Genomic DNA, 16,739 nt, shown 5'->3' with positions numbered 1-16,739 from the left:
GCGAACGTGTACCAGGCACGGTCGCCCGCGGACAGTCGAACGACCGGCTCAGATCGTCACGCCGTCGATCTGGAGCGTCTGGACGGACTTCGCGGGGAAGGAGACCGCCACGGTCTTTCCCGACAGGTACGTGTCCGAGTACGACTTGTACGTGTCCCCGCCCGTCGTCACCGTGCTCCAGCGCGGGACCAGGCCGTTCGTGCCGCCCGTCACCGTCGTGAAGTTCGAGAGGTTGAAGGTGAGGGTCTGGGCGGAGGTGGCGGTGTTGAGGGCCACGATCACCAGGCGCTTCGCCGAGGAGTCATAGGCCGCCGTCGCGTAGCTCACGCCGGTGTCGAGGATCTTCATGCCGGGGCGGATGTGGCGGCTGAACTGTGCCATTACGTAGTACTTCGTGGTGACCGCGCCCGCCGCCAGCGTGTCCGCGTCGTACGCGATCATCGCCCAGTTCGAGGACGGGTCCATGACCTGCCAGTAGACCCAGGCGGTGGGGTGCAGCCAGCGGAAGTCGTAGAGGAGGTTGAAGGCCATGGTGTAGCCGGTGCCGTCGTTGTCGCCGGTCTCGGAGTTCCAGAGGGTCTTGCCGGCCGTCGTCACGACGTCCGTGTAGAGCAGGTCGCGGCGGCCGCCCGAGCCCTGGTAGCCGTGTACGTTCACGCGGTCCACGTAGCCCTTCACGGTCGACGAGAAGGAGTTCCACGTCGTGCGGGCCAGGTCGTAGCTCGTCTCGTCGGACGCCGAGATCTTCGTGCTGGTCAGGCCACGGCTGTTCAACTCGCTTCGGAGGTACGGGAGTACGGCCGCCTGGACCGTCGAGTCGATGTGGCAGCCCTCCTGGGTGCCGGTGGCCGTCCACCAGGAGGACGAGGGCTCGTTGAATGCCTCGACCGTCGCGAAGTTCACGCCCCAGTTGTTCTTGGCGTACAACGCGACGGACGCCAGGTGGGAGGCGTGCTGACGGTAGTTCCAGGACTGGAGGTTGTTGCCGCCGTCGGAGGCGCCGGACGGGTTGTGGTTGTAACACATCCACCACATGGGGGAGTTGGCGAAGAGCTCGGCGGTCGCGCCTCGGTTCACCGCCTTCACCAGCATCGCGCGCTGTGTCGCGTCCGCCGTCCAGTCCCAGGCCGAGGAGGTGGGGTCCTCGTTGTTCCAGTCCTGCCAGTAGCCCTCGATCTGCTTGAAGGCGGGGATGTTGGCCGAGGCGACCATGCTCTCGCCGTTCACGCTGTTCCAGCTGGACGCGCCCAGGTTGTAGCGGGCGATGTTCAGACCGAGGCCGGGGAGCGACGTGCTGTTGTATGTCGTCGACTTGGTGGTGAAGAAGATGTCGGCGAAGTCGTCCCGGGTGCCGAAGACGTTGCCCCACCAGGCCAGGGAGGTACCCCAGCCCTCCCAGGTGCCGTACGAGGTGGACGGGCTGACGGCGATGGTCGCGTCGGCGCGGGCCGTGCCCGTGGCCAGGGCGCTGCCCAGCAGGCCGCCTCCCGCGGCGGCCAGGAGTGTTCTGCGTCGGATCATGGCTTCTTCTCTGCCTCTCCGTGCGGCTCAAACGCCGGTTCCTGGACCGGCGTTGACTCGTCCCCCCGCATGCCAACAGGAAGCATCGGGTGTGACGCGTGAGGTTGTCGAGGGATGTGACATCCCTTTCTAAAACCCGTGTACGAAGCAGGTGTGCGGCCGGTGTCCGGCAGGAAGGTCTGCGGCTCTGGTGACTTGGAGGCGTGCGCCTTATCGTGCGGGCGGCGTCCCGGGGCCGGTGAGGGAGGCGTTCGTATGCGGGCTTCCGTCGTTCGTGTGGTGCAGCACAGCAGTCGACGGAGGCGTGCCCGGCGCCGGCGGGTGGTGTGGGCCGGGGGTGAGGTCCTCGTGACCGTCGGGGTCGTACTCATGCTGCTCGTTGTGCATCAGTTGTGGTGGACCAACCGGGAGGCCAGGCGGGGGGCCGAGCGGAAGGTGGAGGCGTTGGAGCGGGAGTGGGGGACGGGGGGTGGAGGCGGTTCCTCCGGTGCGTCCGGCGGGGCATCCGGCGGCGCGGAGGCGCCCTCCGTGGCGTCCTCCTCTTCGTCGCCGGGTACGGGGGCAGTCGGGCGGCAGCGGTCGTACGTCACCGTCGGCGCGTCGCGACCGCGAAGCTCCCAGGCGTACGCCATCCTGACCATCCCCAGACTCCACCTGCGAGTGCCGGTCGCCGAGGGCGTCAGCAAGCAGAACGTCCTCAACAAGGGATACGTCGGTCACTATCCCGGCACCCAACAGCCGGGCCAGGCAGGCAACTTCGCGGTCGCGGGGCACCGGAACACCCACGGCGAGCCTTTTCGGTACCTGCCGCGGCTTCGCCCCAAGGACACCGTCGAGGTGGAGACCGAGTCGGCGACGTACACGTACACCGTCGACAAGATCCTTCCGCGGACCTCGTCCCATGACTCCGGCGTGATACGGCCCGTACCGCGCTCCGTCGTGAGGCCCGCCTACGGCTACGACGACCCCGGCTACTACATCACCCTGACCACCTGCACCCCGGAGTTCACGTCCAAGTACCGGATGGTGGTGTGGGGGGAGCTGACTTCGATGCGACCGCGGTCGTAGCCGTCTTTGCCCGTCCTGGAAGGCGTTCCTGATGTCGTCGTTCAGCTGCGCTCCCGCAACGCCACCACACTCACCGCCCCCACCACAGCCAGCGCCGCCGACACCACGATGGCCACGTCCGTGCCCTGCGCCAGGCCGCCGGAGGCTGATGTCGCGAGGGCGATCGTCAGGGCCACGCCCGCGCAGGAGCCGATGTAGCGGAGCGTCTGCTGGGCGCCCGAACCCATCGCCGCTCGCTCGGCCGGTACCGACTCCACCGCCAGCAGCGGAAGTGCCGCGTTCAGCAGGCCGCTGCCGATGCCGCCGAGCACGAAGCCCGGCAGCAGACGGACCCACGACCCCGCGTCGAGCGCGCCCAGCATCGTCAGGGCGCCCGCCGCGTGCAGCAGGAAGCCCGCGGCCAGCTGCCAGCGCGGGGCCACCCGGCCCGCCAGCCGCTTCGCCTGCAGGGCGACGGCGAAGGAGAGGCCGGACCAGAGCAGGACCAGCCAGGCCGTTTCGATCGCCGACAGTCCCAGCGTCCGCTGCATCAGCGCCGGGAGGAAGCTGAACAGGCCGATCACGGTCAGCCCGGTGAACAGGCCGCCGGCGGAGGACGCCAGGAAGCGGCGGCTGCGCAGCAGGCTCAGGTCGATCATCGGAGTCCGTACGCGCCGCTCCACCACGGCGAAGGCCGCGAGCAGTACCACCGACGCCGCCAGCAACAGACCCACCGGCGCCCGCAGCCACCCGTCCCGGCCCAGCGTCAGCGCGGCGACCAGCGCCACCAGCGCCAGCCCGAACGTCAGAGCACCGGCGACATCAGGACGTCCGCCCCGCGGGGCCCGCGACTCCGACAGCCGGCCCACGCCCAGCCCGGCCACCACCAGCGCCGCCGCGCCGAGGACGACGTACGCCATCCGCCAGTCGGGCAGCGACGCGGCGACCAGCGGGCCTACCGCGATGCCGCCGCTCACGAACGCGCCCCACACGCCCGTCGCGTGCAGCCGGCCGCGTGGCGTCGGGAAGGCCGTCACCAGGAGGCCCAGGCTGCTCGCCAGGATCGCCGCGCTCGCCGCGCCCTGGGTGATGCGGGCCAGGGTGAAGGCCCAGGTCGAGGTGGCCAGGCCGCCGAGTGCGGTGGTGAGGCCCAGCGCCACCGTGCCGGACAGGAAGATACGGCGGCGGCCGTAGTCGTCGGCGAGGCTGCCGGCCACCAGGAGCAGGGCGGCCAGGCCGAGCGGCGTGCCGTTCAGGAGCCAGGCCTGGGCGGAGATGGGGGTGTGCAGGGCCGCCGCCGTGTCGGGCAGCGTGACCGCGGGGGCCGTGTACGTCATCAGGGCCACCGCCGTGGCCGCACTGGTCAGGGCGAGTGTGAGCCGTGGGTGCGGGGGCGCCTGCGGGGGGTCGGGTGTCGTGCGCGGGGCGCTCGGTGCGGCCGCTTCGTCCAAAGTTCGTTCACTGAACCTAGTCATGGGGTGTACCGTAGCATCGTAGGTTCGTTCATTGAACCAGCTAAGCGAAAAATGGCTAAGGTGGCTGCCATGGCACTGGGCAAGGACTACGCGACTCAGGAGTGCTCGATCGCACGCGCGCTGGAGATCGTCGGCGAACGCTGGACGCTCCTCGTCGTCCGTGACGCCCTCTATGGCGTCCGTCGCTACAACGACTTCCTCGTCCACCTCGGCATCCCGCGTGCCGTGCTCTCGGGCCGCCTGAAGACGCTCACCGAGGAGGGAATCCTGGAGAAGCGCCGGTACCAGGAGTCGCCGCCGAGGGACGAGTACGTCGTGACCGACCGCGGCATCGCTCTGTGGCCGACCCTGCGCGCGCTCGGCCTGTGGGGACGCGAACACTTCAACGAGGCCCAGCTGCGCTACTTCCGGCACGCGGAGTGCGGCGCCGAACTCGGCTCGTACGGCGAATGCCGCGCCTGCGGAACCGTTGTACCGGTCGAGGACGTCATCACTGAGCCGGGCCCCGGAGCCGATCCGGACCCGGTCGATCCGGTCAGCCGGGCGCTCCTCAAGCCCAAGCGGCTCTTGGAGCCTCTCGAGACCGGTCATGTATAACCAACAGTGGGGCACACATAGGTGAAAGAGGGGAGGGGCGGTCGATGATCAGCCGCTGGGTCGCCATGCGCCCCGCCGCCGTCCTCCTGATCCTGCTGCTCCAGGTCGCGCTGCTCGACACCGGCACTCTCTCCACCACCGTCGCGCTCGCCGCGACCGCCGCGGCCGGGTCCGCGCTCCTCGCCTGCTCCCTCGTCGCCGCCCGCTGTGCACCTTCCGTGCCGCCCACCCGGGTGCGTACGGCCATACGCGACCGGGCCCGCCGTACGGCCTTCCTTCCGCAACGCGATCCCGACGCCTCGGGGCGGCAGCGCCCCAGGGCACCCGGACACGCCCTCCCGGCGACCACCGCGTAGGGCGATCACCCACAGACACACGTGACCCCGCGCGGGTCGTCATGCCGCCATCACGCATCACTCCGGCACGACGAGACCCACGGAGGGCTCACCCATGTCCGTTTTCGCCGACCTTGTCGAGCGGCTCGCCGACCTGCTCCAGCCGCTCTTCCACGCGTCCGCGGCCGCCGCCGCGATCATCCTGTTCACCGCGCTCGTACGACTCCTCGTGCATCCGCTGTCCCGGGCGGCCGCCCGAGGCCAGCGCGCGCGGGCCGCGCTCCAGCCCAAGGTCGCCGAGCTGCGGAAGAAGCACGGGAAGGATCCCGGGAAGCTCCAGAAGGCGGTGCTGGAACTGCACGCAGAGGAGAAGGTCTCGCCGCTGTCCGGGTGCCTGCCGAGCCTCCTTCAGATGCCCGCCTTCTTCCTCCTCTACCACCTGTTCTCCAACTCGACGATCGGCGGCGAGCGCAACGGGCTGCTGACGCATGAGCTGTTCGCCGCGCCGCTCGGCGGGCGGTGGGCGGACGCCCTCGGCGACGGCGGGGTCTTCGGGGGCGCCGGGCTCGTCTACCTCGGGCTCTTCGCCGTCGTCGCCGCCGTCGCCACCTTCAACTACCTCCGTACGAAGCGGATGACGGCCACCAACACCCTGCTGCCGGTGGCGGACGGGGGCGAGCAGGTACCCGGGCTCGCCGCGGCTGGCAAGGTCATGCCCTTCATGCCGTACCTCACCCTCCTCACCGTCGCCTTCGTGCCGCTGGCCGCCGCGCTGTACGTGGTGACCAGCACGACCTGGAGCGCGGTGGAGCGTGCCGTGCTCTATCGCTGAGCACCGGGCGGGTGGTTACGGCCCAGTACGTGAACCGGGTCTTGCGGACTGGACGTCGACCTTGGAGGATCGACCAGTCCTCCGATGGCTGCACACATCGCCGGGCGCCCGCGATCGAGGGAGACTGTGATCATGAAGCTGCTGCGAGTCGGTACGGCGGGATCGGAGCGGCCCGCGCTGCTCGACGCCGAGGGGACCCTGCGGGACCTGTCGGGGGTCGTGGACGACATCGACGGGGCGCTGCTCGCCGACGCCGGCGCGCTCGGCCGGGTCCGGGCCGCCGCCGAGACCGGGGAGCTGCCCGCGCTGGACGCGGCCGGGCTGCGGGTCGGGCCGCCGCTGGGCCGGATCGGCAAGATCGTGTGCATCGGGCTCAACTACCACGACCACGCCCGCGAGACGGGGGCCGAGCCGCCCGCCGAGCCCATCATCTTCTTCAAGGCCGCGGACACGGTCGTCGGGCCGAACGACACCGTGCTCGTGCCCCGCGGGTCCGCCAAGACCGACTGGGAGGTGGAGCTGGCCGTCGTCATCGGACGTACGGCCCGCTACCTGGAGTCGGCGGAGGAGGCGCTCGCGCATGTCGCCGGATACGCGGTGGCGCACGACGTCTCCGAGCGGGAGTTCCAGATCGAGCGGGGCGGGACCTGGGACAAGGGCAAGAACTGCGAGACGTTCAACCCGCTGGGGCCGTGGCTGGTGACGGCCGACGAGGTGCTGGATCCGCAGGATCTCGCGCTGAAGCTGTGGGTCAACGGGGAGCTGAAGCAGGACGGGACGACCGCCGAGCAGATCTTCCCGGTCGCCGAAATCGTGCGGTACGTGAGCCAGTTCATGACCCTGTACCCGGGGGACGTCATCAACACCGGTACGCCGGCCGGGGTTGCGCTCGGGCGGCCGGAGCCGAAGCCGTTCCTGAGGGCCGGGGATGTCGTCGAGCTGGAGATCGAGGGGCTCGGGCGTCAGCGCCAGGAGTTCAAGGACGCGTAGGCGCTCCGCTGGGAGGGCCGGGGAAGCGCGCGGGGTTCTTCGTCTGCGGGTCCGGTGTGGCTGGTCGTGCCCACGCGGCGGAGCCGCAAATCGAAACAGCCCCGCCCCTTGGGTGTCTCCGCTCACGCCAGCAGAGTCGCCAGCCTGCGCCACGCCTCCCGCGGCTGCGCGTCCCGTGTCCCGCCGTCCACCACCTGGATCGCCACATGGTCCGCGCCCGCTTCGAAGAAGGTGTCGATCCGGGCGCGGATCCCGTCCTCGTCACCCCACGCGTACAGCGCGTCGACCAGACGGTCGCTGCCGCCGGAGGCCAGGTCGTCCTCGGTGAAGCCGAGGCGGAGGAAGCTGTTGGTGTAGTTGGGGAGGGCGAGGTACATGGCGAGGCTGTCGCGGGCGAGCGCGCGGGCGCGGGCCGGGTCGGTCTCCAGGACGACCTTGAACTCGGGTGCCAGCAACGGGGCTTCGCCGAGGATCTCGCGGGCCCGGGCGGTGTGCTCGGGGGTCACCAGGTAGGGGACGGCGCCCGCGGCCCGGTCCCGGGACAGCTCCAGGGTCTTCGGGCCGAGGGCCGCCAGCACCCGGCGCCCGGCGGGGACCCCGGCCTCGTCCAGGGCGTCGAGGTAGGCGACCAGGGCCGAGTACGGGCGGCGGTACTGGTCCGCGAGCTTGGCGTGGCTCACCCCGAGGCCGAGCACGAAGCGGCCGGGGTGGGCCGCCTCCACCTCGGCGAAGGCGGCCGCGCTCGCGTCGGCCTCGTACTGCCAGATGCTCTGGATGCTGGTGCCGACCGCGAGTCGAGAGGTGGTCTCCAGGAGGGGTACGGCGTGGTGGGCGGCGCTGCTGCCGCCCAACCAGGCTGTGCCGTAGCCGAGTTCCTCCAGCTCGGCGGCGGCCTCGCCGATCTCGGTACGGCGGGCCGGGTCCTCCGCGCGGAGTCCGACGCTCCAGATGCCGTACCGGCCGACCGTTTCCTTCAGGGCGCTGCTCATCGGTTTCCGTTCCCTCCGGTGTCGGGCGTGTTGACAGAGCCAACCGGAGGGAACCTCGGGTTAATCCCGCCGGTGGCTACTGCGGCTGCCGGCCCAGGAACTGCTCCAGCGCCTCCACCACGAAGCGGTGGTCCTGGAGTTGGGGCAGACCGGAGACGGTGACCGCACCGATGATGCCCACGTTCTCCACGTTGACGGGGAATGACCCGCCGTGGGCCGCGTACACGTCGGGGTCGAGCCGGGCGGCTTCCTCGAATGTCGTGCCCTTGGCCCGGAAGCGGGCGCCGACGAGGTAGGAGGAGGCGCCGTAGCGCTCCACCACGCGGCGCTTGCGGGCGATCCAGGCGTCGTTGTCGGGGGTGGAACCGGGCAGCGCGGCGTGGAAGAGCTGCTGGCCGGCACGGTGGATGTCGATGGCCACGGGGGCCTGGCGCTCCCTGGCCAGTTCCACGAGCAGGGAGCCGAGTGCCCAGGCGTCGTCGTGGGTGAACTGCCGGAAGGTCAGGCTTCGTTCCTGCGCCTCCAGCTCCTCGACGGACGGGGTGATCTCGGGGGCGAACTTCGGGGTGATCTTCGGGTGGTGCATCAGAGCGTCACCGCCACTCCGTCGCGGGCGGAACGACGGGCCGCCTCCAGTACGTCGAGGGCGGCGGCCGCCTCCAGCGCGGTCACCGGGTTGGGGCCGGCGCCGGTGAGGGCCTCGGCCACGGCCGCGTAGTAGGCGGGGTAGTCGCCGGGCAGGGTCGGTACGGGGTCGCCGCCGCCGGTCAGCGGGGACTCGCCGGAGCCGAGGCGGCCCCACAGGGACTCGGGCTCCGCGCCCCACTGCGGGCCGGGCCGCAGGCCCTCCTTCAGGGCGGCCTCCTGCGGGTCCAGGCCGTGCTTCACATAGCCCGCGCGCGAACCGAGCACCCGGAAGCGGGGGCCGAGCTGGGCGGTCGTCGCGGAGACGTAGAGGTGGGAGCGGACGCCGCTCGCGTGGGTGACGGCGATGAAGGTGTCGTCATCGGTCTCCGCGCCGGGGCGGCGGATGTCGGTCTCGGCGTACACCTGGGTGGCGGGGCCGAAGAGGACCAGGGCCTGGTCGACGACGTGGCTGCCGAGGTCGTACAGCAGACCTCCGATCTCTGCGGGGTCGCCGGACTCGCGCCAGCCGCCCTTGGGCTGCGGCCGCCACCGCTCGAAGCGGGACTCGAACCGCCATACGTCGCCCAGCTCGCCGTGGCTGATCAGCTTGCGGAGGGTCAGGAAGTCGTTGTCCCAGCGGCGGTTCTGGAAGACCGACAGCAGCAGGCCGCGCTCCTCGGCGAGCGCGGCGAGGTCGCGGGCCTCGGCGGCCGCGCCCGCGATCGGCTTGTCGACCACGACCGGAAGGCCCGCCTTCAGGGCGGTGGTCGCGAGCGGGACGTGCGTCCTGTTCGTGGACGCGATGACGATCAGGTCCAGTTCGTCGGCGCGGTCGAACAGCTCGTCCGTGGTGGTGGCGAGCCGGACGTCCGGGAAGTCGGCGCGGGCCTGCTCCTGCCGCTCGGGGTTCGAGGTGACAACCGTGTCGAGGGCGAGGCCCTCGGTGGCCGCGATCAGCGGGGCGTGGAAGACGGAACCCGCGAGGCCGTAGCCGACCAGGCCCACGCGGAGGGGAGTACCAGCAGTCATGCGTCCCACTTTCGCAACGCTGTTGCCAAAGTGCAAGTGGAGGGGAGAATGGGTGGCGTGAACAGGACGAAGAGCGGCAGCGGCCCGACGGGAGCGAATCTGCTCGCCGTGCGCAGTCACAACACCGCGCTGGTGCTGGATCTGCTGCGTACCGCCGGTGCGGAGGGCATCAGCCGGCTGGAACTCGCCGAGCGGACCGGGCTCACCCCGCAGGCCGTCAGCAAGATCACCGCGCGGCTGCGGGAGGAGGGCTTCGCGGCGGAGGCGGGACGGCGGGCGTCCACCGGCGGCAAGCCGCGGACCGTGCTGCGGCTGGTGCCGGAGGCGGGGCATGCGGTGGGCGTGCACCTGGACCGGGACGAACTGCGGGCGGTGCTCTGCGATCTCACCGGGGAGGTGGTGGCAGAGACGCGGGTGGCCCTCGACCTGGGCGCCGGGGCGGAGGCGGTCGTCGAGGCTACGGCCCGGCAGGTGGAGGAGCTGGTGTCCGCTGGGTCGGGCTCCGTCTGCTCGGCTTCCGGCGGGTCGGTCTCTGCCGGGTTGGCCTCCGGCGGGTCGGTCTCCGTCGGGGCGCGGGGGGCCGTCCTCGGCGTCGGGGTCGCCCTGCCCGGTCCGCTGGACCACGCGCACGGTGTGCTGCACCGCGTCACCGGGTTCCCGGAGTGGGACGGCTTCCCGTTGCGGGACGCCCTCGCCCGGCGGCTCGGGGTTCCCGTCGTGGTCGACAAGGACACCAACGCGGCCGCGCTCGGGCTGGCCGTCGGAGGTGAGGGCGGGTCGTTCGCGTATCTGCATCTCGGTACCGGGCTCGGGGCCGGCCTGGTGATCGGCGGGAGCGTGCACCGGGGGGCGCACACCGGGGCGGGGGAGTTCGGGCACCAGGTCATCCAGCTCGACGGACCGGTGTGCGAGTGCGGGGGGCGGGGGTGCATCGAGGCGTTGTGTCTGACGGCCGTGGCGCGGGGTGAGACGGGAGAGGCGGCCCGGGTGCTGGGGGCGGGGGCCGCGAATCTCGTCGGGCTGCTCGACATCGACCTCGTGCTGCTCGGCGGTCGTACGGTCGCCGCGGCGCCGCAGACCTTCGTGCGAGGGGTGGCCGAGGTACTGGCGGAGCGTGCCCGGCGGGCGGGTGTCTTCGGCGGGACGGTTCCCGTACGGGTCGCCGCCGGCGGGGTCGCGGAGGGGGCGGCCCAGTTGATGCTGGCGCCGGTGTTCGGGCGGGCGGACGGCTGACGGCGGACGGCGGACGGCTGACGGCTGACGGCTGACGGCTGCCGTGCCGACGGGCTGCGGCCTGGCTCGGGTCGTGCTGGGTGCGTTCCCCCCGGCCCACGTGTTGTGCGGGGCACCCCCGGCTCACGCCTGCCGCCTCGGTGACCCGCGGCTCGGCTGGGGTCGGGGTGGGTGCGCTCCCCGCAGGCGGTGATTCCGAAGGGCGGAGTGGGCAGGCGCCGATGCCTGTGGCCGCGTGGGTGTGTGGTCACCCGTAGCGGCGCCTGCCCGGTGGCGTGCTCCAGGCCTCACGATTGCCCGCGGTCTCGGCGGCCTCGGGGGCCTCGGGGGCCTCAGGGGCCTCGGGGGAGTCGCGGCGGCCACGGCGGCTTAGGGCCCGGCCGCCACGGCCGCCCCCGCCCCCTGCGCCGATCGAGCGGATTCGCGACGCCGTTCGAGGTCACCGGTCGGGATGGCGCCGTCCGTATCCCGCACCGTCCGGGATGGTCATGTGCTTATGCGACTGTGCGCGTCCCTGCCCCTGTCCCTCTGCCTCGCCGCGGCCGCCGTTCTCGGCCCGGTGCCGTCGGCGGACGCCCGCGCGGGTGCCGACCCCAGCTGTGGGGGTGGGGACGACCCGGTCTTCCCGGTCACCACCCGGATCCACGGCGGGCCCGCGTCCTATGAGATCGGGGGCGGCTTCGGCACCTGGTACATCGACCTCACCAACACCACCCGCACCACCTGCGCCGACGTGCACCCGGTGATCGTGCTCGTCGACGACAAGCGGGCCCTCAAGCCGTCGCAGCCCCAGCTGGAGTTCTACGACGGTACGCGCGCCCTGCCCGTTCACTTCGAGAGCACCGATGAGAAGGAGCTCGTCGGGGTCTTCGACGGGAGCGGTTTCGCCGGGTTCAGCGTGGCCCCGGGCAAGACCGTCACCGTCAAGGTCAGGCTCTCGCTGACCTCCGACGCCGTATCGAACATGGTCACCGCCAACGCGGCCGTCGTACAGCGGCATGACAAGGACGGTGACTGGATCGGCCAGTCGAACGACTACCGCTTCGGGATCGGGGACGGCGCGGATTCCGTGCCACTTCCGACCGACGAACCCGAGGCCACCGTCACCGCCAGCGTCACCGCCGTCGGCTCCACCTCCGCTTCCCCCTCCCCCTCCGGCTCCGCCTCCTCGGACGCCGGACTCCCCTCGGCCGGCGAGACCGGCGAAACCGGTTCGGCCGACGACACGGGCGAGGCCGTCGAAGCAGGTCGAGCAGGTGAAGCCGGTGAGGGAGGTGAGGGAGGTGAGGCAGGTGAAGCGGAAGGTGGCCGTGGCGGCGGGGGAGCTCGGGGAGATCACGAAGACCTGGCATCCGGGCCGCGCGCCCACGAACTCGCCGCCACCGGTTCCGGTGTCGCGCCCGGTGTCCTCGCGGCCGTCGTGGCGCTGGCGGCCGTCGGCGGGGGAGTCCGCCTGCTGGCGCGCGGGCGCCGCTGAGCCGAGGACGATCGACGACGATCGACGACGATCGACAGGGTACGGATGACGCGGTCCTGACTAGTCTGGGGTGCGTCGGTACGCCGTGGTTCCGGCGCCCCCGCTCAGACCGTACGCATGCCAGGAGACCGAAGCACATGCCAGACCGCAAGCCCATCGAGTCGTGGCTCACCGACATGGACGGCGTGCTCATCCACGAGGGGGTTCCGATCCCCGGCGCGGACGCCTTCATCAAGAAGCTGCGCGAGTCCGGCCGCCCCTTCCTGGTCCTGACCAACAATTCCATCTACACCCCGCGAGATCTGCACGCCCGCCTGCGCCGCATGGGCCTGGACGTGCCGGTCGACAACATCTGGACCTCGGCGCTGGCCACCGCCAAGTTCCTGGACGACCAGCGGCCGGGCGGCACGGCCTACGTCATCGGCGAGGCGGGCCTGACCACCGCCCTGCACGACATCGGGTACATCCTCACCGACCACGAGCCGGACTACGTGGTGCTGGGCGAGACCCGTACCTACTCCTTCGAGGCCATGACCAAGGCCGTACGGCTGATCCTCGGCGGTGCCCGCTTCATCTGCACCAACCCCGACGAGACCGGTCCCTCCACCGAGGGTCCGCTGCCCGCCACCGGCTCCGTCGCCGCGCTGATCACCAAGGCCACCGGCAAGAAGCCGTACTTCGCGGGCAAGCCGAACCCCCTGATGATGCGGACGGGGCTGAACGCCATCGGCGCCCACTCCGAGAGCAGCGCGATGATCGGCGACCGCATGGACACCGACGTGCTGGCCGGCATGGAGGCCGGGATGCGGACGTTCCTGGTGCTCACCGGCCTGACCCGGCCCGAGCAGGTGGAGGACTTCCCGTACCGGCCCTCCGAGATCGTGGACTCGATCGCGGACCTCGTCGACCTGGTCTGAGAACCGCCCTCCAAAACCCTTTCTGACCCGTTCGGAGCAACCGGGGCCCCGCCGAGGATGCGGTGCCCCGGCTTGCGGGGGAGTCTCCAGATATCTGGAGGTTTCACGATGGGCTCAGCACGCCTCACTCTCTGTACAGGAATCCTGGCCGCCGTCTCGTTCCTCCCGACGGCGTACGCGGCGGACGGAGGCGGCGTCTCGGTGACCCCGTCGTCCCCCGCCCCCGGCGGTGATGTCGCACTGCGGGTCAGCGGCTGCGACGGGCGCACGGGTACGGCGGTCTCCGACGCGTTCGTCTCGGACGCCACGCTCGCCGGCACGGGAGGCACCCTCGCCGGCGAGAGCCGGATCCGCTCCTCGGCCGCGCCGGGCAGGTACGACATGCGGATCTCCTGCGGCGCCACGCAGGTCAAGGGCACGGTCACGGTCGCCGCGGCCGGTTCCGGGGCGGCGGACCCGTCGGCCGCCCTCGCCTCCCCGGCCGCCCTCGCCTCCCCGGTCGCCCCCGTCCCCGCGGGCGGCGGCGGCACCGCGGGCGGCGGCGGCACCGCGGACGGCGGCACCGCGCACTTCGCCTCCGTGGATGTGCACGCGGAGGGACCGGGCACCGCTCATGAAGTCATCGGTCTCGTCCTCGCCGGACTCGCCGCGGTCGCCGTCGGGCTGCGCAGTGCCCGCCGGAGCCGCGGGACGGACTGAGGGCCCCGCGTCATGTCCGACGGTACGGACTCCTCCCGGTCCGGACGGCTGACGACCTGCGCGGCCTGGGCGGTGCTGCTGCTCGGGCTGTGGCTGTGGGGTCGCGAACTGACGGACGTGCGGCCGGGCTCGTCCGGCGCCACGACGGGTGACGTGTTCGCCGCGGGACGATTCGGCGCGGCCGAACTGCCGCCCGCGGCACGACCGTTGGGCGACGCGCTGCCGCAGCGCATCGACATTCCCGAGCTGGGTGTGCAGGCGCCGGTCGTCGGCCGCGGCCTGGACCGGCAGGGGGCGGTCGATCCGCCGCCCTTCGACCAGCCGGGCGTGGTCGGGTGGTACGCGGCCGGGGTCAAGCCCGGGGCGGCCGGGGCCGCGGTGATGGTGGGGCATGTGGACACCGAGACCCGGCCCGCCGTCTTCTACAAGATCAGCACGATGCAGCCCGGCGAGACGGTCCGGGTGGTCCGTGACGACGGCAGGGTCGCCGACTTCACCGTCGACGACGTACAGGTCCTGCCCCGCGACCACTTCGACGCCCACAAGGCCTACGGGCCACGCCTGCCGGGCCGGGCCGAGCTGCGGCTGATCACCTGCGGCGGCACCTTCGACCGGGTCAGCCGCAGCTACACGGCCAATGTGGTCGTGTCGGCCTATCTCACCGGCACGGGACCATGAAACGGGCCCGGCAGGCGGCCCGGGCGCAGCTGTCCCGGGCGCACCTGTCCCGGGCGCTCCTGGACCGGGCGCACCTGGCCCGGTCGACGACCCGCTCCCCCCGAAGCCGCCGACCGGGCTGGTCCTCGACCGCGCTCGTCCGGGCTGCGGGAGTAGCCCGGTGACCGGCGCGGGAGGCCTGGAAACCACGGTGGGTGCACAACCGGCCGGGGGCTGGGGCCGTCTGGGACGACTCTAGAACGGGATGGCCGCCCCGGCCTAGAGGTAGTTGACGGGAAGTCCCAACCTGGTGGCTCTCCGTCATCCCCGCAGGTGACCCGGGACTCTACGCGGATCCGCCGGGCGGACCGGCGACCTGACGGCGCAACTCCGCGTCGTCCGCGGTCCCTTCCAGGACCTCCCGCGCGACCCGGTCCAGGGGCAGCCGGCGCCGTCGCGCGAACCGGCGCAGCGCGGCGAAGGCGTCGTCGGCGGCGACGTCCCAGCGCTCGGCGAGCATGCCCTTGGCCTGTTCGAGGCGCACCCTGCTGGACAGCGCCTCCTGCAACTGCCCCGCCAGGGTGCGGTACTGGGTGTACGCCCGGTGGTTCTGCAGGCCGAGGGCGGCCGCGTCCGCCAGCGCCTGGGCCAGCGGCAGCCCCGCGTCGGCCTCCCCGCAGCCCGGAGGCACGAACACGTTGAGCGCCCCGAGCAGCGTCTCGCGGCGGCGCAGCGGGACCGCGTATGTCGTCGCGATGTCGTGGGCCAGCGCCCGCTCGGTGAAGTCCGGCCAGCGGGCGTCGGCGTGGGCCGCCCGGATCGACACCGGCGGGACCGGTCTGCCGGAGCCGTAGCTGTCCAGGCAGGGGCCGCCGCCGCTCTGGGCCAGGAGCAGGTCGAGCGCGACGTCCTGCCGGCGGCTGCTGCCGGCCAGCGACACCGCCCGGCCGCCCGCGATCAGCATCACCCCGGCTGCCCGCGCGGACAGCAGCTCGACGCAGTGGTCGGAGAGACGTTGCAGGTAGTCCACGGTGTCGAAGCCGTCGGTGAGGGTGTCGGCGGCCTCCATCAGCGCCGCCGCCAGCCGGAACTCCCGGGTGGTGTGGTGCATGACCGCGCACTCCCCTTCGCGTCCGCCGAGCCTCCGTCAGCCGCACCTGCCCAGGCGCACCTACCCAGGCCCGCCGGGCTGTAACAGGTCTCCGACAAGACCCGTGCGATCTCGTGTCCGGCAGGGCGGGTATGTCACGATTGACCCCTGGAACGGTGCACCCAAGGGGGAGTTGGATGTACGGCAGCAGGGGGGCCGCGGCGGCGGTTCTGGGGACGGCGCTGCTGATCGCGGGATGCTCCTCCTCCGGGGACGGAGGGGGCAAGGACGGCGGTCAGGGCGCGAAGATCACCCAACAGCCCAAGGGCGCCGACCCGTTCTGGGTGAACCCGGACGGGAACGCGGCCCGGCAGGTCGCCGCCTACGCGAAGGACGGCAAGAAGGACGACGCCGAGCAGATCAGAAAGATCGCCGAGCAGCCGACCGGGGAGTGGATCGGCCCGGAGAACCCCGAGCAGGAGGCCCGGGGCTTCACCGAGGCCGCGGAGAAGTCCGACCGTACGGCGCTGCTCGTGCTCTACGACATCCCGCACCGCGACTGCGGCCAGTACTCGCAGGGCGGCGCGGCCGACGGCGACGCCTACCGCGCCTGGATCGACGGCGTGGCCCGGGGCATCGGCGACCGCCCGGCGATGGTCGTCCTGGAGCCCGACGCCGTACTGCACATGGTGGACGGCTGCACTCCCGAGGAGTTCCACGAGGAGCGCTACAACCTCCTCGAGGGAGCCGTCACCAAGCTGAAGTCCCTGAAGAACACGAAGGTGTACCTGGACGCGGGGAACGCGGGCTGGGGCCACCCGGACCAGATCTCCCAGCCCCTCCAGCGGGCGGGCATCGACCAGGCCGACGGCTTCGCCGTCAACGTCTCCAACTTCTACTCCACCCAGGACTCCATCGCCTACGGCAAGCAGCTCTCGGCGAAGGTCGGCAACAAGCACTTCGTCATCGACACCAGCCGCAACGGCAACGGCCCCTATACGGGCGGCGACGCGGACGAGCGGTGGTGCAACCCGCCGGGCCGGGCGCTGGGCGAGCCGCCGACGACGAAGACGGCGGACCCGCTGGTGGACGCGTACCTGTGGGTCAAGCGGCCGGGGGAGTCGGACGGCCAGTGCAAGGGCGGGCCGCAGGCGGGCGACTGGTGGCCGTCGTACGCGCTGAAGCTCGTGAAGGCCGGTCAATAGCAGCGGGGGCGCCCTCCGG

General features: G+C 71.9%; 17 protein-coding genes. 11 read left to right on the top strand and 6 right to left on the bottom strand.

Translation table 11 applies throughout. The annotated features are described in order from the left end of the window. Positions 1-48: 48 nt before the first annotated feature. Positions 49-1,521 carry a beta-1,6-galactanase gene (locus ACIPSA_RS05815; protein WP_402629012.1) on the bottom strand — a complete coding sequence of 491 codons (1,473 nt, stop codon included), beginning with the start codon at positions 1,519-1,521 and terminating at the stop codon, positions 49-51. Between the two features lie 255 nt (positions 1,522-1,776). On the opposite strand from ACIPSA_RS05815, the gene ACIPSA_RS05810 reads away from it, so the two are divergent. Continuing rightward, the gene (locus ACIPSA_RS05810; RefSeq protein ID WP_402629010.1) at positions 1,777-2,589 is read left to right on the top strand and encodes a class E sortase; all 813 of its coding nucleotides are present in this window, start codon (positions 1,777-1,779) and stop codon (positions 2,587-2,589) included. 41 nt (positions 2,590-2,630) lie between these two features. Here ACIPSA_RS05810 and ACIPSA_RS05805 read toward each other — a convergent pair whose 3' ends face one another. Further along, complete coding sequence (locus ACIPSA_RS05805; RefSeq protein WP_402629009.1) at positions 2,631-4,043, bottom strand: MFS transporter; 1,413 nt, start codon at positions 4,041-4,043, stop codon at positions 2,631-2,633. Between the two features lie 69 nt (positions 4,044-4,112). Between ACIPSA_RS05805 and ACIPSA_RS05800 the strand changes: the two genes are divergently transcribed. From ACIPSA_RS05800 to ACIPSA_RS05785, 4 genes are all read left to right on the top strand, one after another. Further along, a complete protein-coding gene (locus ACIPSA_RS05800) occupies positions 4,113-4,640 on the top strand; it encodes a winged helix-turn-helix transcriptional regulator (RefSeq protein WP_402629007.1) in 528 nt (175 codons plus the stop codon). A 44-nt stretch (positions 4,641-4,684) separates the two neighbouring features. After that, complete coding sequence (locus ACIPSA_RS05795) at positions 4,685-4,996, top strand: DUF6412 domain-containing protein (RefSeq protein ID WP_402629005.1); 312 nt, start codon at positions 4,685-4,687, stop codon at positions 4,994-4,996. A gap of 94 nt (positions 4,997-5,090) precedes the next feature. Beyond that, positions 5,091-5,807: a YidC/Oxa1 family membrane protein insertase gene (locus ACIPSA_RS05790; protein WP_402629004.1), complete on the top strand. Its 717-nt coding sequence runs from the start codon at positions 5,091-5,093 to the stop codon at positions 5,805-5,807. A gap of 132 nt (positions 5,808-5,939) precedes the next feature. Next, positions 5,940-6,797, top strand: coding sequence for a fumarylacetoacetate hydrolase family protein (locus ACIPSA_RS05785; RefSeq protein WP_402629002.1), 858 nt, complete (start codon positions 5,940-5,942; stop codon positions 6,795-6,797). Between the two features lie 122 nt (positions 6,798-6,919). On the opposite strand, the gene ACIPSA_RS05780 is transcribed toward ACIPSA_RS05785, so the two are convergent. The 3 genes from ACIPSA_RS05780 to ACIPSA_RS05770 all read right to left on the bottom strand — a co-directional run bounded on the left by ACIPSA_RS05780 (position 6,920) and on the right by ACIPSA_RS05770 (position 9,442). Continuing rightward, positions 6,920-7,786 (bottom strand): LLM class F420-dependent oxidoreductase, encoded by an 867-nt coding sequence (locus ACIPSA_RS05780; RefSeq protein ID WP_402629000.1) that lies wholly within the window; start codon positions 7,784-7,786, stop codon positions 6,920-6,922. Positions 7,787-7,862: 76 nt separating this feature from the next. Next, a complete protein-coding gene (locus ACIPSA_RS05775) occupies positions 7,863-8,372 on the bottom strand; it encodes a heme-degrading domain-containing protein (protein ID WP_402628998.1) in 510 nt (169 codons plus the stop codon). Then, on the bottom strand, positions 8,372-9,442 hold the full coding sequence (locus tag ACIPSA_RS05770; RefSeq protein WP_402628996.1) for a Gfo/Idh/MocA family oxidoreductase: 1,071 nt from the start codon (positions 9,440-9,442) through the stop codon (positions 8,372-8,374). Before ACIPSA_RS05770 ends, ACIPSA_RS05775 begins: the two co-directional genes overlap by 1 nt. A gap of 48 nt (positions 9,443-9,490) precedes the next feature. On the opposite strand from ACIPSA_RS05770, the gene ACIPSA_RS05765 reads away from it, so the two are divergent. From ACIPSA_RS05765 to ACIPSA_RS05745, 5 genes are all read left to right on the top strand, one after another. Continuing rightward, positions 9,491-10,675, top strand: a complete 1,185-nt coding sequence (locus ACIPSA_RS05765; protein ID WP_402628994.1) for an ROK family protein — start codon at positions 9,491-9,493, stop codon at positions 10,673-10,675. Between the two features lie 496 nt (positions 10,676-11,171). Then, complete coding sequence (locus ACIPSA_RS05760; RefSeq protein WP_402629525.1) at positions 11,172-12,152, top strand: hypothetical protein; 981 nt, start codon at positions 11,172-11,174, stop codon at positions 12,150-12,152. 137 nt (positions 12,153-12,289) lie between these two features. After that, the gene (locus ACIPSA_RS05755; RefSeq protein ID WP_402628992.1) at positions 12,290-13,069 is read left to right on the top strand and encodes an HAD-IIA family hydrolase; all 780 of its coding nucleotides are present in this window, start codon (positions 12,290-12,292) and stop codon (positions 13,067-13,069) included. 108 nt (positions 13,070-13,177) lie between these two features. After that, positions 13,178-13,768 (top strand): hypothetical protein, encoded by a 591-nt coding sequence (locus ACIPSA_RS05750; RefSeq protein ID WP_402628991.1) that lies wholly within the window; start codon positions 13,178-13,180, stop codon positions 13,766-13,768. A gap of 12 nt (positions 13,769-13,780) precedes the next feature. Further along, complete coding sequence (locus ACIPSA_RS05745; protein WP_402628989.1) at positions 13,781-14,446, top strand: class F sortase; 666 nt, start codon at positions 13,781-13,783, stop codon at positions 14,444-14,446. Positions 14,447-14,771: 325 nt separating this feature from the next. Here the strand turns inward: ACIPSA_RS05745 and ACIPSA_RS05740 are convergent, their stop codons facing one another. Further along, positions 14,772-15,536, bottom strand: a complete 765-nt coding sequence (locus tag ACIPSA_RS05740) for a GAF domain-containing protein (protein WP_402628987.1) — start codon at positions 15,534-15,536, stop codon at positions 14,772-14,774. Between the two features lie 176 nt (positions 15,537-15,712). On the opposite strand from ACIPSA_RS05740, the gene ACIPSA_RS05735 reads away from it, so the two are divergent. Then, the gene (locus ACIPSA_RS05735) at positions 15,713-16,720 is read left to right on the top strand and encodes a glycoside hydrolase family 6 protein (RefSeq protein WP_402628985.1); all 1,008 of its coding nucleotides are present in this window, start codon (positions 15,713-15,715) and stop codon (positions 16,718-16,720) included. Positions 16,721-16,739: the final 19 nt, after the last annotated feature.

Source organism: Streptomyces sp. NPDC086549, from assembly GCF_044746205.1.
Classification (GTDB): Bacteria; Actinomycetota; Actinomycetes; order Streptomycetales; family Streptomycetaceae; genus Streptomyces.
The sequence above is the reverse complement of the archived record's forward strand: the minus strand, read 5'-3'. Positions and strand labels throughout refer to the sequence as shown.

What these genes read in the sequence shown, in the direction of transcription:
- ACIPSA_RS05775 (WP_402628998.1), bottom strand. Translation starts at nt 8,372, where the DNA reads ATGCACCACCCGAAGATCACCCCGAAGTTCGCCCCCGAGATCACCCCG.
- ACIPSA_RS05790 (WP_402629004.1), top strand. Translation starts at nt 5,091, where the DNA reads ATGTCCGTTTTCGCCGACCTTGTCGAGCGGCTCGCCGACCTGCTCCAG.
- ACIPSA_RS05810 (WP_402629010.1), top strand. Translation starts at nt 1,777, where the DNA reads ATGCGGGCTTCCGTCGTTCGTGTGGTGCAGCACAGCAGTCGACGGAGG.
- ACIPSA_RS05745 (WP_402628989.1), top strand. Translation starts at nt 13,781, where the DNA reads ATGTCCGACGGTACGGACTCCTCCCGGTCCGGACGGCTGACGACCTGC.
- ACIPSA_RS05735 (WP_402628985.1), top strand. Translation starts at nt 15,713, where the DNA reads ATGTACGGCAGCAGGGGGGCCGCGGCGGCGGTTCTGGGGACGGCGCTG.
- ACIPSA_RS05800 (WP_402629007.1), top strand. Translation starts at nt 4,113, where the DNA reads ATGGCACTGGGCAAGGACTACGCGACTCAGGAGTGCTCGATCGCACGC.
- ACIPSA_RS05780 (WP_402629000.1), bottom strand. Translation starts at nt 7,786, where the DNA reads ATGAGCAGCGCCCTGAAGGAAACGGTCGGCCGGTACGGCATCTGGAGC.
- ACIPSA_RS05750 (WP_402628991.1), top strand. Translation starts at nt 13,178, where the DNA reads ATGGGCTCAGCACGCCTCACTCTCTGTACAGGAATCCTGGCCGCCGTC.
- ACIPSA_RS05795 (WP_402629005.1), top strand. Translation starts at nt 4,685, where the DNA reads ATGATCAGCCGCTGGGTCGCCATGCGCCCCGCCGCCGTCCTCCTGATC.
- ACIPSA_RS05805 (WP_402629009.1), bottom strand. Translation starts at nt 4,043, where the DNA reads ATGACTAGGTTCAGTGAACGAACTTTGGACGAAGCGGCCGCACCGAGC.
- ACIPSA_RS05815 (WP_402629012.1), bottom strand. Translation starts at nt 1,521, where the DNA reads ATGATCCGACGCAGAACACTCCTGGCCGCCGCGGGAGGCGGCCTGCTG.
- ACIPSA_RS05765 (WP_402628994.1), top strand. Translation starts at nt 9,491, where the DNA reads ATGGGTGGCGTGAACAGGACGAAGAGCGGCAGCGGCCCGACGGGAGCG.
- ACIPSA_RS05785 (WP_402629002.1), top strand. Translation starts at nt 5,940, where the DNA reads ATGAAGCTGCTGCGAGTCGGTACGGCGGGATCGGAGCGGCCCGCGCTG.
- ACIPSA_RS05760 (WP_402629525.1), top strand. Translation starts at nt 11,172, where the DNA reads ATGCGACTGTGCGCGTCCCTGCCCCTGTCCCTCTGCCTCGCCGCGGCC.
- ACIPSA_RS05755 (WP_402628992.1), top strand. Translation starts at nt 12,290, where the DNA reads ATGCCAGACCGCAAGCCCATCGAGTCGTGGCTCACCGACATGGACGGC.
- ACIPSA_RS05770 (WP_402628996.1), bottom strand. Translation starts at nt 9,442, where the DNA reads ATGACTGCTGGTACTCCCCTCCGCGTGGGCCTGGTCGGCTACGGCCTC.
- ACIPSA_RS05740 (WP_402628987.1), bottom strand. Translation starts at nt 15,536, where the DNA reads ATGCACCACACCACCCGGGAGTTCCGGCTGGCGGCGGCGCTGATGGAG.